Annotated in this window: 13 protein-coding genes; 2 read left to right on the forward strand and 11 right to left on the reverse strand. The window is 68.1% G+C overall.

Annotation, left to right across the window (positions count from 1 at the left end):
- Positions 1-34 precede the first annotated feature (34 nt).
- From SIL87_RS15185 to SIL87_RS15235, 11 genes are all read right to left on the reverse strand, one after another.
- On the reverse strand, positions 35-478 hold the full coding sequence (locus SIL87_RS15185) for a hypothetical protein (RefSeq protein ID WP_319614965.1): 444 nt from the start codon (positions 476-478) through the stop codon (positions 35-37).
- 23 nt (positions 479-501) lie between these two features.
- Entirely contained in the window at positions 502-1,566 is a 1,065-nt protein-coding gene (locus SIL87_RS15190; RefSeq protein WP_319614966.1) for a phytoene/squalene synthase family protein, read from the reverse strand.
- On the reverse strand, positions 1,559-3,082 hold the full coding sequence (crtI, locus tag SIL87_RS15195) for a phytoene desaturase family protein (RefSeq protein ID WP_319614967.1): 1,524 nt from the start codon (positions 3,080-3,082) through the stop codon (positions 1,559-1,561). Before crtI ends, SIL87_RS15190 begins: the two co-directional genes overlap by 8 nt.
- Positions 3,079-4,032, reverse strand: coding sequence for an alpha/beta fold hydrolase BchO (bchO, locus tag SIL87_RS15200; RefSeq protein WP_319614968.1), 954 nt, complete (start codon positions 4,030-4,032; stop codon positions 3,079-3,081). Before bchO ends, crtI begins: the two co-directional genes overlap by 4 nt.
- A gap of 24 nt (positions 4,033-4,056) precedes the next feature.
- Positions 4,057-5,847, reverse strand: a complete 1,791-nt coding sequence (locus tag SIL87_RS15205) for a magnesium chelatase subunit D (RefSeq protein ID WP_319614969.1) — start codon at positions 5,845-5,847, stop codon at positions 4,057-4,059.
- Complete coding sequence (bchI, locus tag SIL87_RS15210) at positions 5,844-6,881, reverse strand: magnesium chelatase ATPase subunit I (RefSeq protein ID WP_319614970.1); 1,038 nt, start codon at positions 6,879-6,881, stop codon at positions 5,844-5,846. Before bchI ends, SIL87_RS15205 begins: the two co-directional genes overlap by 4 nt.
- Before the next feature lie 2 nt (positions 6,882-6,883).
- Positions 6,884-7,390, reverse strand: a complete 507-nt coding sequence (locus SIL87_RS15215; protein WP_319614971.1) for a TspO/MBR family protein — start codon at positions 7,388-7,390, stop codon at positions 6,884-6,886.
- Positions 7,391-7,418: 28 nt separating this feature from the next.
- Positions 7,419-8,606, reverse strand: a complete 1,188-nt coding sequence (locus tag SIL87_RS15220) for a geranylgeranyl diphosphate reductase (RefSeq protein WP_319614972.1) — start codon at positions 8,604-8,606, stop codon at positions 7,419-7,421.
- 2 nt (positions 8,607-8,608) lie between these two features.
- The gene (gene chlG / locus SIL87_RS15225) at positions 8,609-9,538 is read right to left on the reverse strand and encodes a chlorophyll synthase ChlG (protein WP_319614974.1); all 930 of its coding nucleotides are present in this window, start codon (positions 9,536-9,538) and stop codon (positions 8,609-8,611) included.
- Positions 9,539-9,556: 18 nt separating this feature from the next.
- Positions 9,557-10,999: a transcriptional regulator PpsR gene (gene ppsR / locus SIL87_RS15230; protein ID WP_319614975.1), complete on the reverse strand. Its 1,443-nt coding sequence runs from the start codon at positions 10,997-10,999 to the stop codon at positions 9,557-9,559.
- Positions 11,000-11,136: 137 nt separating this feature from the next.
- A complete protein-coding gene (locus SIL87_RS15235; RefSeq protein ID WP_319614976.1) occupies positions 11,137-12,156 on the reverse strand; it encodes a cobalamin B12-binding domain-containing protein in 1,020 nt (339 codons plus the stop codon).
- A 288-nt stretch (positions 12,157-12,444) separates the two neighbouring features.
- Between SIL87_RS15235 and bchF the strand changes: the two genes are divergently transcribed.
- Positions 12,445-13,023, forward strand: a complete 579-nt coding sequence (gene bchF, locus SIL87_RS15240) for a 2-vinyl bacteriochlorophyllide hydratase (protein WP_319614977.1) — start codon at positions 12,445-12,447, stop codon at positions 13,021-13,023.
- The gene (locus SIL87_RS15245; protein WP_319614978.1) at positions 13,020-14,294 is read left to right on the forward strand and encodes a ferredoxin:protochlorophyllide reductase (ATP-dependent) subunit N; all 1,275 of its coding nucleotides are present in this window, start codon (positions 13,020-13,022) and stop codon (positions 14,292-14,294) included. The genes bchF and SIL87_RS15245 overlap by 4 nt, the downstream gene beginning before the upstream one ends.
- Positions 14,295-14,296: the final 2 nt, after the last annotated feature.

Raw genomic sequence — 14,296 nt, forward strand, 5'->3', positions numbered from 1 at the left:
CGAGTTCGAGTCCGCCGAATTCGAGCATCCGGCCTCAGTCGGCCGGTTCGAGTTCGCGAACCGGGGCGGGCGATGGTGTGCGCGCGACCGGCTGGGGGATGAGTTCGGGCGGCAGGGCCGGGTGAAGCGGTGCGGGCGCCGGGGTGGGTTCGGTATTGTCCTGTCCCGGCTGGGAAATCGGCTTCAGTTTCAGCTGGACCCAGATCCCGTAGGCCGCGAGCATCGCGATCAGCCCGCCGAAATCGATCAGCGGAAAAATCCGGGGTCCGCCGAGCGCGTAATACATGAAGGTGGTTTTGACCGCGGCATAGGCGGCGGCGATCTGCAGGATCGGGCGCATGATTTCACCGGCGGCGAAGATCATCGGGTTCACCGGCTCATCGGCTTCGAGTCGCTTGAGGCGCCGGGCGCGAATGCCGTGGGCGACGAAAAAGATGGCGATGCCATAGAGTGAAAGGCCGATCGCGGTATCCAGCATGAAATGATCCTCCTGAGCCTGAATTAGGGGGGGCAGGCGAAATCGCCAGAGAGGCGGGATCCAAGATTCGAGAGCGGATGTTCCGGGCGGCGGATAATGCGGTCGGTCCGTTCCAGCCGGTCGATCAGCATGATGACGCGCGCCCCCGGCCCGATCGGCTCGCGCACCGGCACGGCGGCGGCATCGATCAGGAAGCGCGTCTCCGCACACGGCAAGGGCGGCAGGCGCAAAGCGGGCAGTCCGGTGCGGGCGAGCGCGAGGGCGGCGAGGCCGAGTTTGCGCCGGCCCGAAACGCGGGCGCGGGCGGCGATCGAATCGTAACCGTCACGAGCAAGGGTGCGGCCGATGGCGCGATAGATCATCCGCGCCGCCTGAATGCCGGGCTGGCAGTCGAGCGGCAGGCGCGAAATCCCCGAGCCGGCACGCTCATAGAACCGCTCGGCCTCGTCGAGCAACCGCGCAACGACCCGCGCCAGCGCCGGCGAGAACCGTGGATCGCCCAGAAAATCCCCAGGGTCGATACCCGCCTCGCCAAGCCAGTCGAGCGGCAGATAGAGCCGGCCCTGCCGTGCATCCTCCCCCACATCGCGCGCGATATTGGTGAACTGCATGGCAATGCCAAGATCGCAGGCGGCGGCAAGGCTTTCGGCATCGCGCCGCCCCATGATGAGCGTCATCATCGCCCCGACCGCTCCGGCCACGCGCGCCGCGTAGGCGCGGGCCTCGGCGATGGTGTCATGCCGCCGCCCGGCAGCATCCCAGGCGAGACCCTCGATCAGCGCGTCGGGCAGGGTGCGCGGTATGGCGTGGGTCGCGATCATGTCCGCAAACGCGCGATCGACCGGATGGTTCTGCGGCTGTCCCGCATAGGCGCGGTCGAGCCGGTGGGCGAGCCGTTCCACCGCGGCGTCCTTGTCGGCGCCCTCATCCACCTCGTCATCGGCCACGCGGCAGAAGGCATAGAGCGCGGTAGCAGGATTGCGGATGCGCGCCGGCAGCAGCAGCGAGGCCGCATGAAAGCTGAGCGAACCACCCCGCAGCAGGGTGCGGCAGGCTTCGAGGTCCGGCGTTGCGGGGCGATCAGACATAATGGCGCGCGTCCTGCACCACGGTATCGAGCACCCGCGCGGTCGAGAGCACGCCGGGAACCCCGGCGCCGGGGTGCGTGCCGGCGCCGACGAGAAACAGGTTGCGGATATCCTCGCTCGCATTATGCGGCCGGAACCACGCGCTCTGGGTAAGCACCGGCTCCATGCCGAACCCGGCCCCGAGGGTGGAGGCATAGCGGGTCTGGAAATCCGCCGGGGTCATGATGCGCGAGGTCACGACATGCCGGGCGAGGTCGGGCAGCATGGTCTCGCTCAGCCGGGATTCGAGCGCCTGCCGGTAAGTCTCGGCATGCGTCGCCCAATCGGTATCACCGCCGAGATGCGGCACCGGTGCCAGCGCGTAGAACGCATCGCAACCCGGCGGCGCCAGCGAAGGATCGGTCGCGGTCGGGCGGTGCAGATAAATGCTCATATCCCCCGCCAACGTCCTGGTCTCGAAAATATCGTCGAGCAACCCGCGATAGCGCGGCCCCATGACGATCGCATGGTGCGGCACCTCGGCATAGCGTTTGTCGGTGCCGAAATACCAGACGAACAACCCCATCGAGTAGCGCGTCCGGTCGAGCTTGCGATCGGTCCAGCGCCGGCGCGGGGCATCGCGCAGCAGATGTTTATACGTATGCGCGGTGCAGGCATTCGACACCACGATATCGGCGGCGATGCTTGTGCCATCCTCAAGCACCACGCCGGTGGCCACCCCGTTCGCGGTCGTGATCCGATCGATCGTGGTATTGCAGCGGATCGTCCCGCCCTGCCCCGCGATCAGCCCCACCATCCCCTCCACGATGCGCCCGGTCCCGCCCATCGCGAAATGCACGCCGTGCCTGCGTTCGAGATGCAGGATCATCGCATAGATCGCGCTGACCTTGAACGGATTGCCGCCCACCAGCAGCGGATGAAAGCTAAGCGCCGCACGGATGCGCTCATCCCGCACATGCCGCGCCGCGAGCGCATACACGCTGCGATGACCGGACAGACGCAGCAGATCGGGCAGAATCCGCGCCATGTCGGTCCACGACCCGAACGGCACGTGGCCGAGCTGCTCGAACCCGATCCGGTAAATCTCCTCGGTCAGCGCGATGAATTTTTCATACCCGGCAAGATCCCCCGGCGCGAGGCGCAAAATCTCCGCGCGCATGAAGCCGGGGTCCGACGCGCAATCGATATACGAGCCCCCGTCGAACCGGATGCGATAGAACGGCTCGATCGGCACGAGGTTCACATCATCGGCAAAGCGCCGCCCCGCGAGGCTCCAGAGTTCTTCGAGCAGAAACGGCGCGGTAATGATGGTCGGCCCGGCATCGAAGGTGAACCCGTCCTGACGGAACACCGAAGCCCGCCCGCCCGCCTGCTCGCAGCGTTCCAGCACGCTCACGCGCCAGCCCCGCGCGCCGAGCCGAATGGCGGCGGCCAGCCCGCCGATCCCGGCGCCGATCACCACGGCATGGGGCCGATGCCGGTCGGTCATCGCCGCACGGTCCGGCATCGCGTTCATGCGCCGCACACCCCGATGGCGGTGGCGAATTCCTCGATGATCCGCGCGGTCTCCGCCGGCGCTTCCTCATGCGCGAGGTGCCCGAGTTTCGGCATCGAGACCAGTCTGGCACCCGGCACCATGCGCGCGATCCGCTCCGCCTCGCGCGGCGAAATCGCGCGGTCATTGGCCCCGGTCACCAGCAGCAGGCGCGGCGCGAAGCGGGGCAGATCGGTCTCGATCGCATCGAGGTTCCAGTTCGCCATCATGGTCAGGGCCGAGGCGGCATGGCCGCTATGGCGGACCAGCGCGGCATAATGCGTCTCCCCGGCCGCATCGATGGTCGAACCGGTCCCGGCGAGCAGGCGGTGCACCACCGCGGGGCTCCGCGCCCGCCACGCGAACAGGCGCGGCACCAGCGGGTTCATCGCGAAAACCTTGGCGATCGGCGAAAACACCCGCGTCATATTGCCCCGATACGGCAACAGCGCGCCATTGAGGCTGACCAGCCCCGCCGGCGCGAGCCGCCCGTTGCGGCACATCTCGATCCCGATCGCCGCCCCGGCGGAATGACCGACGATCAAATCAGGCTTCAGCGCGAGCGCATCGAGCAAGGCATTCAGCGCCCCCGCCATGCCGGGCAGCGACATGCGCGGCCAGCCCGGCATTTCGGTGAACCCGTGCCCGGGCAGATCGGGCGCGATGACGGTGAACCGCCGTGCGAGTGCAGGGGCCAGATCCCGCCACGAATGAGTCGCCGCCCCGGTGCCGTGCAGCAGCAGCACGACCGGCCCGGCCCCCATGACCTGAACATGAAAGCGCAGGCCGCCCGCCTCGACGAAGCGGCTCGCCGCGCGATTGGGCCAGGCCGCGCCGTCGCGCTCCCAGTCCGGCGCGCCATCGCCCATCAGCGCCTGCCAGAGCGAGGCGTCATGCCCCCGATCGATCGGAGCGGCTGCGGTTTCGGTCATTTCAAGCGCCATTCGGGTCATCTTTCAGGCCGCCTGCGCGCGCACGGCGTGGCTGAGCGCCGCCGCATCGGCGAAGGGCAGCGGCAGATAGCGCCCCTCCATCAGCCGCGCGAGTTCGGCAGCGAACGGATTGCGGCGCGGCGCGGTGTCGATCACCATGGCCGCAAGCCCGGCAGCGGCACAGGATTGCGCGGCACCACGGGCATCGCGCCCGGCGGCCTCCCGTCCCGGCTTGCCGTCCCGCCCGATATTCGCCCCGCCGTCGGTCAGCAGCACGATCAAGGGCCGCGCCCCCCGGCGCCGCTCGGCCAGCGCCATGTCGCGCGCGGCATCGATCCCGAGCGCAAGCGGCGTGGCCCCGCCCCCCGGCAAGGCGGCCAGGCTGCGGCGGGCACGGGCGAGCGCGCCGGTCGGCGGCAGCAGCACTTCGGCGGCGCGGTTGCGAAACGCGATCAGCGCGACCTGATCGCGCCGCACATAGCAATCGGCGAGCAGCAGCTGGATCGCCCCCTTGGCTTCGGCCAGCCGGTTCAACGCCGACGACCCCGACGCATCGACCGCGAAAATCGCCACCGCCCGCACCGGCGCGATAAACCGCTTGATCCGGAAATCCTCGGCGCGAACCATCACGCGCGGCCCGCCCGCCGAGGCGGCCCGATCCCGGCGGCGCAAACGCTGCATCGGCGCGGCGGCGCGCAGCGTATCGATCACGGCAAGCCGCGCCCCATTGCCGGGACGGCCCGGCCGCACCCCGGCGGGACGACCCCGCATCCCCCCGGCCGCACGATCGACCGCACCCCCCCCGGCACTGCGCGCGGGCGGCGTGTGGCCATGCATCGCCAACGCCGCCAGCAGATCGAGCGGCAAGGCGATGCGGGCGGCATCCAGCACCCGGTCGGCCATGTCTTCCGGCGTCCGGCCCGGTTCGCCCCGCTCCTCCGGCACTTCATCCGGCATGGACGATCGGGCTTCAGCCTCCGATGTCTGCCGCTCCGGCTGCGCTTGCTGCTCCGCCTGCTGTTCGGGCGTTGGCAGCGTCGTTGCGCGCGGCGCCAAAATCAGCCGCGCGGCCAGAATGGCATCGGCCTCGGCCACGGTTGCGCGCGCGGCCAGCGCCGCGGCGGCACGGGCAGCGCGCAGCGCAAGAATCGTCCCCCGCAACGACCCGATCCCGAGCGCAGCGGCCGTCCCGCACAAAGCGGCGGCAATCCCATCCGGCACCACGACCCGCGCAAGCCGGCGGCGCGCGCCAGCAATCCTGCCGGCACCGGGCCAGACGAACGCGCCCACGAACGTGTCGTCGAGCATGGTCTCATCGAGCATGAACGCAAGCCGGTCGGCCAGCGCAGCCGGGGCGGCCTCATCGCCGATCCCCTCATCGAGCGCGATCACCCCGAACCGCGCGTCCCGCACACTCATCACCCCGTCCCGCGCCACACTCACCGTCCCGCGATCGAGTGACGCCACCAGCTTGCCCACCAGCGCGCGATCCAGCCGCTCCGCCATCGGGATCACCACGACACCGCCATCGATCTCCGCGAGCAGCCCGGTCGCCGCGATCCGCGAGCCCGACCGCAGCGTCGCCGCCAGATCGAGCCCGCCCAAAAGCCGGTCATCGCTGATATGGGCGGGCAGGCGGCGCACCGGCATGGCGGATGGCAGCAAGGCACGGCAGCGCGCAATAAATTCATCCCGCGCCGGCCCGATCCGGCTGCGGATCACCATGCCACCGAGCCCGACCGGATCGATCGCGAACAGGCACGCGGCAAGCCCGGCATTGCGGGTCGGTTTACGCGGTGCCGGCATCGGGCTCATGCCGCGACCGCGCTTGGCGCGAACAGTTCGGAAACCGCGCGTTCGACCCGTGCCCCGGCGAGGCTCTCATCGAGCGGATCGCGCCGCAGCCGGTGGCGCAACGCGGCAGGAGCCACGGCCCGCAGATGCGCCTCGCTCACCTCGCACGCCCCCTCCAGCGCCGCCTCGGCGCGGGCGGCGCGCAGCAGCGTGAGTTCGCCGCGCAACCCGTCAGTGCCGAGCTGAAGGCAAAGCTGCGCGGCCCGGCGCAGGATCGCCTCCGGCACCACAACAAGCGGCAAAATCCTCATCGCATCCACCAGTTGCCGCCGCAGCGCCGCTTCCGCCGGCGCGAACCGGGCCATGAACCCGCGCCGGTCGTGCTCGAACGCATCGCGCCGCCGCACCACCTCGATCCGCTGGTCGAGATCGGTCGGGGTCTTGACCTCGACGCAGAGTCCGAACCGGTCGAGCAGTTGCGGGCGCAACTCGCCCTCCTCGGGATTGCCGCTGCCGATCAGCACGAACCGCGCCGGGTGGCGCAGGCTCAACCCCTCGCGTTCCACCACATTCTCGCCCGAGGCCGCGACATCGAGCAGCAGATCGACCAGATGATCTTCGAGCAGATTGATCTCATCGATATATAAAAAGCCCCGATGAGCGCGCGCCAGCAGGCCGGGCTCGAACGCCTTGACCCCATCGGACAAGGCCCGTTCGAGGTCGAGCGCACCGACCACCCGATCCTCGGTGGCCCCGAGCGGCAGATCCACCACCGGTATCGCCACCCGCTCGGCAGGCAGCCGCCCCGCCGCACGGCGGGTGCGGCAATCCGGGCAGAGCGCCGCGCGATCCGAAGGGTCGCAATGATAGACGCATCCCGCAACCGCGCGCATCGTCGGCAACAGCGCCGCCAAAGCCCGGACCGCCGTGGATTTGCCGGTGCCGCGATCGCCGAACGCCAGCACCCCGCCAAGCGCCGGCTCCACCGTCGCGATCAGCATCGCCCGGACCATTTCCGACTGGCCGACAATGGCGGTGAACGGATAAAGCGCCATGATCAGCGCACCGCTGCAACGGCGCCGAACGGCGCGTTCAACCGTACGATGGTCCAGTTCAGAAACCCCGCGAAGCTGACCCACAACAGATACGGCACCAGCAGCAGGCTCGCGCGCGCGGCATAAGGCTGCATCGCAATGATCAGGGCGGCAATCGAAAGCCAGAGCGGAAAAATATCGATCAACGCCCAGTCCGGCCGCCGCATCGCAAAAAACAGCACGCTCCACGCAACATTGACCACCGCATTGAGCGCGAACAGCCCGATCACCAGCGCCGCACTCGCCCGATCCGGCGCCGATTCCCAAGAAATCACCCCCGCCGCCGCGATCAACGCGAAAATGATCGTCCAGACCGGCCCGAACAGCCAGGGCGGCGGCTGCCACGAGGGCTTGCGCAGGTTCCAGTACCAGGGCCCCAGCCTCGTCGCGAGCCCCCCCGCGAGCGCGGTCACCGCCGCCGCCCCGGCAGCGACCAGCACCGGTCCCCAATTGCCCGAAAAAAACGTCACGTGCCGCAATCCATGATGTAATCCATCCTCATGCGTGCATCAGCCGGGTCAGCCGCGCCATGTTCTTGGTGAAAATCCGCAGGTGCACGACCGGCCTGGTGCGCACCAGCGCCTTGTTCATATAGGCCTGCCAGGTCATCGCCTGCACATCGGCATCGCCGCAGATCGCAACGAACAGCTCCCGCCGCCGGTCGCTCGAATACCAGAAATTCTGCATGAACCCGAGCACGAAAAACACCATCCCGTGGGTCTTCATGAAGCGCTTGCGCGCCGTCCGCAGCGCCCTCGCCTCCCCCGTGGCGCAGAATTCATCGACCGCCTCGCCCGCCAGCTGGCCACCGAGCATGGCGTAATAAATTCCCTCGCCCGAAGCCGGCGCAACCACCCCGGCGGCATCCCCGGCGAGCAGCACGTTGATCCCGTCATCCCAGCGCGGCAGCGGCTTGAGCGGCAGCGGCGCGCCTTCGGAGCGGATCGTCTCCGCCCCGGCCAGCCCCGCCGCACTCCGCAGATCGCCCACCGCCCCGCGCAGCGAAAACCCCTTGACCGCACTACCGGTGCCGATGCTCGCGGTCTCGCCATGCGGAAAGATCCAGGCATAGAAATCCGGCGACACCCGCGCATCGTAATGGATCTCGCATTGCTGCGGATTCCACCCCGGCGTCCCGGCGGGCGGCGATTTGATCACCTCGTGATAGGCGAACACCCGTTTGTGCTTGTCCGCCCCCGGAATCGTCTGCCGCGCCACGGCGGACACCGCCCCATCCGCGCCGATCACCGAGCGCGCCCGCACCACGTCGCTGCCCGCCCCCGTCTTGAAATGCACGCTCGTGCGCCCCGTCGCATCCCGTTCGAGCCGCTCGAACCGCCCGGTCCGCCGTTCCGCCCCCGCTGCCGCCGCCCGCTCGCGCAGGAACTCGTCGAACACATCGCGATCGACCATACCGACATAACCGCCATCATCGATCGGCATCGCCACCGTCTTCGCCGTCGGGGAAACGATGTTCGCCCCCCGCGCCCTCGCCACGATCAGATGCTCCGGAATCGCATAATCGCGGATCAGTCGCGGCGGGACCGCCCCGCCGCACGGCTTGATCCGCCCGGCGCGGTCGAGCAGCAACACCGTGCGCCCGGCCTTCGCCAGCGTCTCCGCAGCAGTCGCCCCCGCCGGGCCACCGCCGATCACCACCACATCGTATTCGCCCATCTGTGCCATCGTCAGACCCCCGTTGCGGCGAGCGCGAAGGCGCTGACCAGCATCCCCAGAACATAAAGCGTGGTCCCCGTGGCATTGTACCAGGGAGCCCGTTCGCGCGGCTTTTCCAGCAGCCGGCGCATCAGCACCAGTTGCACCGCGAGCGAAACCCCGATCAGCCCCGCCGCCCACAAATGATGCCAGCCGATCATCAGCAGAATCACCCCCGCCTGCGGCACCGTCATGATCACGCAGGCGATCACCGCCGCCCGCATCACACCAAGCTGCGCCGGCAGTGAGCGGATGCCGATCTTCAGATCCCCCTCGACCGATTTGAAATCGTTCAGCGTCATGATGCCATGCGCACCCACGCTATAAAGCGCGGCGATGATCAGAATATTCACCGAGGGCAGCGCATCGCGCATCACCGCCGCCCCGGTGAACCACGGCACGCCCTCGTAACACAGCGCCACCGCCGCATTGCCCCACCAGCCGTTCATCTTGAAACGGAACGGCGGCGCGCTGTACCCCCAGGCGGCGAGCAGCGCGAACACCGCCGCGCCGAACCCCCACGGCCCGAGCGGCACCGCCACCAGCAGCGACGCGCCCGACCAGATGATCGCGATATAAAGCCCCCAGCGCCCCGGCATCCGCCCCGAGGGGATCGGCCGGTCCGGCTCGTTGATCGCATCGACATGCCGGTCGAACCAGTCGTTCACCGCCTGCGAGGTGCCGCACACCATCGGCCCGGCCAGCACCATGCCGAGCACCAGCTCCGGCCAGCGCGCGGCGAGCGGCACGCCCGAGGACACCACCCCGCACATGAACGCCCAGATGGCGGCGAACCACGTGACCGGCTTGAGCAGTTCGAGACAAACCCTGAGATCAGGCAGCCGCAGCGGCGCAACGACGGACCGATCGAGCACAAGGCCGGGTTTGTCCGCTGGCGTCATCCGATCTCCAATTCCATTCTATGCGGCTCCCAGCGCATCGGCATCCATCATGCCGTAGCGCCGCAGCTTGACGTACAGGCTCTGGCGCGACAGGCCGAGCATCTCCGCCGCCGACGCCCGGTTATCCCCGGTAATCTTCAGCGCCGCCTCGATGCTGAGCCGTTCGATCACCTCGGTCGCCTCGCGCACGATCTCCTTGAGCGAAACCCGCCCGATCAACTCGCTGATCTGTTCGAGCGAACGCGGCACCGCGCGCGTGGTCGCGGGCGGAATAAATTCCGGCGCGGTACGCCGCCCGATATTCCTGATCGCGAACCCGAAACACGGCTTGCCGCCGTTCATCACCGTCACCGCCGAAATCTCCACCTCGGTCTGGGTGCCGAATTCATCGCGCAGCACGGTCGGATACAGCCGCACCGAACCATGCTGGCGCAAATTCGCGCTCAGCACGTTCAAATCCACCCCGGGCCGCCCGAGCCAGCGGTCGAGCGACTGGCCATGCGCCTGCTCCTCGGAAGGAAGCTGCGTCATGTCGAGAAACGCCGCATTGGCCGCGAGCAGCCGCCCGTCATTGCCGGTGACCACAAACCCGTCCGGCGCGCTTTCGATCAGCTTGAGCAGCTTCGCCTTGCTGTCGGACAGCAGGTTGTTCGGATCGACCGGGCTGACCGGCGAAAGCCGGAGCAGGAAGTTCTGCCCCTCGCCCTGACGCAGCAGGAACGCGGAAATCCGCATCTCGCCCTCGTGACCCGCCAGCCGGATCCGCACATCGTCCATCCGCCCGGCGGAGCGGATCGAGCCCAGCAGTTGCGCGGTCGCATCCTGGCTCTCCTCATCGACCAGCGCGGCAAAAGCCAGCCCCGACAATTTATCGCGATCGCCGAACAACCGCTGCGCCGCCGGGTTGGCCTCGATGATCTTCTGGTTCTGCCCGTCGAGCACCAGCACCGGTTCGGTCGACATCTGAAACAAAATCCGGTAGCGCGTCTCGACATGGCGCAGCCGCGAATAATCGCGCTCCAGCGATTGCTGCACATCGATCAGCCGCTGCTGGAGCGATGCCAGCGCCCTCAAATCCCGCCCGAACGCAATCGCCCGGCCGCTCCGCCCGACCGGAATGGTCGAGAACAGGATCGGCACATCGATCCCCTCGCGCGCGGCATAATTCACGTGCCGCCCCAGCGGATTGGGCCGGTCGTCCGATTTTCCCGCCATGTCGCGCAACATATCGGCGACCTTGGGCCGGCTCTCCACCGTAACCGTCTCCGCCCAGGCCCGCCCGATCCAGGAATCGCTCTGCTCGAACTCATTGGCGAACGCCGCACTCTGGAATGCCACGTCGCGAATGATCCCCTTGCGATCGATGATCAAAGCGATGTCGGCGGCGGCGGCAATCAGCATGCCCGCGGCATCGGCATCGACATCGGCGAGCCATTTCGCAGGAGTCTTGAAGGCTTTCATCGGTAACCACACTTTCGAATGTATCGCCCTGATCTGATGTAACCTTGATACCCCCATGTCAACGCGACCGCCTTGTTGTGCGATCGTATCGATCGCAGCGCAGCGGCCCGGCCATCCCCACCCCCATCATCCGCCGTTCAGCCCGGCAGTTCATGTTGTTGGTCGAACATCCCGTCGGCCTCGAACAGCGCTTCCTGCGCGTCCCGTGCCGTAGCATCGGCGCCCACGAATTGCGCCCGCTCGGGATGATCGACGAATGCCTTCCCCCCGACCATCACCCCAAGAGCCGGGTTCAGCGCGGTCTGCCGCAACGCGCGGATCACCGACGGCAATCCCTTGAGCCCGCGCTCGGCGCTGACCGAAAGCCCGACCACATCGAACCAGTTGCGCCGCACCGTGCTCATCAGGCAGGCGCGCGTTATCATCGGCTCGCTCTGCACCACCCATCCCGCCCGGCGGAACACATCCGTGATCACAACGACCCCGAAACTATGCTGCTCCCCCGGTGCCGCCGCGATCAGCAAATGCCGCTCCCGCCCGCGCAGGCTGGTCGCATCGCTGATCGGCGAGGCGGTCTCCCGCACGATCTGATTGAGCCGGATCATTCCGAGCGTGACCGTGGTGAAATCGCACTGGTCGGTCTCCCACATCTCGCCCAGCCGCCGCGCCGTCGGCGTCAGCAACAGGTCGAGCACCTGCTCGCGGGTCACCCCGCGTTCGACCATCTCGCGCACCGCGCCCAGCGCCTCGGCCAGATGATCCTCCAGAATCAACCGCAGAAACCGCTCGAATTCCGCCGGCAGCGGCGGCGTCACCGTATCGCTCCCGCGCGGCGCGGGACGCGGCCGGTTGGCCAGCATCTGCGGCAGAACCTCGATAGCGATCGCGCGTTCGAGCAGATGCGCCCACGGGCGGATCACGGTCTGGTGCCGATGCGCCTCGGCCTCGGCGCCGCGCCCCGTCCCCGCCGCGTCATAAATCCGGTCCCCCGCGAGGGCCCGTTCGGCGCCGCGCGCCAGTTGCGGTGTGCCCGACATCGAGAGCCGCGCCATCGGCGAACCGGCCCGCGCACCGCCGGTCCGATCCGGCTGGGGCTCCGCGTGCCGCTCCTGATCCTGGCCAGCGCGAAATCCCCGGGGCTGAGTGGCGTCTCTCATCGATAGCCTCCTGAACTCTGACGTGAACATGCTCCAGAACAATCACAAGTGTCAAGTTCAATTGACGTAAATAAAGGTTGACAGTGGGGCCTTCGTAGCGGTAGCTTTCGACCTGTCGCTAGCTCGCGGCAGAGGAAACTCTGATGAACTACGCTACGATCTTGACGTTTTACCATGGTCGGCTCCCGGTCGTCTGGCCCCCGGCTCTCCGCACGATCGCGGCTCCGGTGTTAACCTATCCTTCATGCGCCGATCGATCGAACGCCTCCTTTAAGGACATGTCAAGCGATGTTTACACGAGTCGTTGAACGACTGACCGCCTCGGTGAATTGCTGCCCCTGGGAAGGCCATGCCTATGGCAATCACAAGGGCGCAAAGCCCGCGAGCCGCCGCACACCTTATCTCTACAGCGTGGAGGAACGCCGCCGGCGCGATGCCACCCCCTGGACCCTGGTGCAGGGCATTCTCGCCCCCATCCAGTTCGCGGTGTTCCTGGTCAGCCTCAGCCTGGTCGCCCGCTACCTGATCACCGGCACCGGCCTCGCGCTCGCCACCGACTCCATCCTGATCAAAACCGTCGTGCTGTTCACCATCATGATCACCGGCGCGATCTGGGAACATGCGGTGTTCGGCAAATACCTCTTCGCCCGCGCCTTCTTCTGGGAAGACACGTTCAGCATGCTGGTGATCGGCCTGCACACGCTCTACGTCGTCGTCCTGTTCACCCGCATCGCCGGCCCGCAAACCCAAATGCTGATCGCGCTGGCCGCCTATGCGACCTACCTGATCAACGCGATGCAGTTCGTCATGAAGCTGCGCGCCGCGCGCCTCGAAGCCCCGCGCGACTCCGCGGTGGCCGCCTCGTGAGCCTCTGCGCCACCGCACCGGAGCCGATCGCGGCGTCCCCCGCCATCATCCGCGAGCGCGGCCAGCGCGAGGTGTTCTGCGGCCTCACCGGCATCGTCTGGCTCCACCGGCGGATTCAGGACGCGTTCTTCCTCGTGGTCGGCTCGCGCACCTGCGCCCATCTGGTCCAGTCCGCCGCCGGGGTGATGATCTTCGCCGAACCCCGCTTCGCCACCGCCATCATCGAGGAGCGCGACCTCGCCGGCCGCGCCGACCTCGATGACGAGCTCGACCGCGTGGTGACCCGCCTGATCGAACGCCGCCCGGACATCAAACTCCTGTTCCTGGTCGGCTCCTGCCCCTCCGAAGTCATCAAGCTCGACCTTAACCGCGCCGCGGCCCGGCTCGATGAGCGGTTCGGCCGCCTGCCCCGCATCCTCGCCTATTCCGGCAGCGGCATCGAAACCACCTTCACCGAAGGCGAGGATGCCTGCCTCGAAGCCCTGGTCCCCACCCTCGCGAACGCCGGACCCACCGCCTCCCTGATGGTGGTCGGCGCGGTCGCCGATATCGTCGAGGACCAGTTCCGCCGCCTGTTCGACGCCCTCGGCATCGAACAGGTCGGTTTCCTCCCCGCCCGCCGCGCCGGTGCCATGCCCGCGATCGGGCCGAACACGAAATTCATCCTCGCCCAGCCCTTCCTCGCCGCCACCGCCCGCGCCCTGCAGGAGCGCGGTGCCAGCCGCATCGCCGCCCCCTACCCGTTCGGTGCCGAAGGCACCCGGCTCTGGATCGAAGCCGCGGCAACCACCTTCGGCATCGATCCCGCCCGCACCGCAAGCGTCCTCGCTCTGCCCGCCCGCCGCGCCACCGAGTCGCTCGCCGCCGTCCGCGCCAAACTCACCGGCCGCAGGATCTTCTTCTTCCCCGACTCGCAACTCGAAATCCCGCTCGCCCGCTTCCTCGCCCGCGAATGCGGTGCCGAGCTGGTCGAGGTCGGCACCCCGTTCCTCCACCGCGACCTGATGGACGCCGAACTCGCCCTGCTGCCCCACGCCACCCAGTTGTCCGAAGGCCAGGACGTCGAACGCCAGCTCGACCGCTGCCGCGCCGAACGCCCCGATCTGGTCATCTGCGGCCTCGGCCTCGCCAATCCGCTCGAAGCCGAAGGCATCGCGACCAAATGGTCGATCGAACTGGTGTTCAGCCCGATCCACGGGTTCGAACAGGCCGCCGACCTCGCCAATCTTTTCGCCCGGCCGCTCGCGCGCCGCGCCCTGCTGGCGGTGTAGCG

The organism is Acidiphilium acidophilum, assembly GCF_033842475.1.
Lineage (GTDB): Bacteria > Pseudomonadota > Alphaproteobacteria > Acetobacterales > Acetobacteraceae > Acidiphilium > Acidiphilium acidophilum.

Excerpts from the sequence above, each read along its gene's own strand:
- SIL87_RS15185 (WP_319614965.1), bottom strand. The coding sequence starts at position 478 with ATGCTGGATACCGCGATCGGCCTTTCACTCTATGGCATCGCCATCTTT.
- SIL87_RS15190 (WP_319614966.1), bottom strand. The coding sequence starts at position 1,566 with ATGTCTGATCGCCCCGCAACGCCGGACCTCGAAGCCTGCCGCACCCTG.
- crtI (WP_319614967.1), bottom strand. The coding sequence starts at position 3,082 with ATGAACGCGATGCCGGACCGTGCGGCGATGACCGACCGGCATCGGCCC.
- bchO (WP_319614968.1), bottom strand. The coding sequence starts at position 4,032 with ATGACCGAAACCGCAGCCGCTCCGATCGATCGGGGGCATGACGCCTCG.
- SIL87_RS15205 (WP_319614969.1), bottom strand. The coding sequence starts at position 5,847 with ATGAGCCCGATGCCGGCACCGCGTAAACCGACCCGCAATGCCGGGCTT.
- bchI (WP_319614970.1), bottom strand. The coding sequence starts at position 6,881 with ATGGCGCTTTATCCGTTCACCGCCATTGTCGGCCAGTCGGAAATGGTC.
- SIL87_RS15220 (WP_319614972.1), bottom strand. The coding sequence starts at position 8,606 with ATGGCACAGATGGGCGAATACGATGTGGTGGTGATCGGCGGTGGCCCG.
- chlG (WP_319614974.1), bottom strand. The coding sequence starts at position 9,538 with ATGACGCCAGCGGACAAACCCGGCCTTGTGCTCGATCGGTCCGTCGTT.
- ppsR (WP_319614975.1), bottom strand. The coding sequence starts at position 10,999 with ATGAAAGCCTTCAAGACTCCTGCGAAATGGCTCGCCGATGTCGATGCC.
- SIL87_RS15235 (WP_319614976.1), bottom strand. The coding sequence starts at position 12,156 with ATGAGAGACGCCACTCAGCCCCGGGGATTTCGCGCTGGCCAGGATCAG.
- bchF (WP_319614977.1), top strand. The coding sequence starts at position 12,445 with ATGTTTACACGAGTCGTTGAACGACTGACCGCCTCGGTGAATTGCTGC.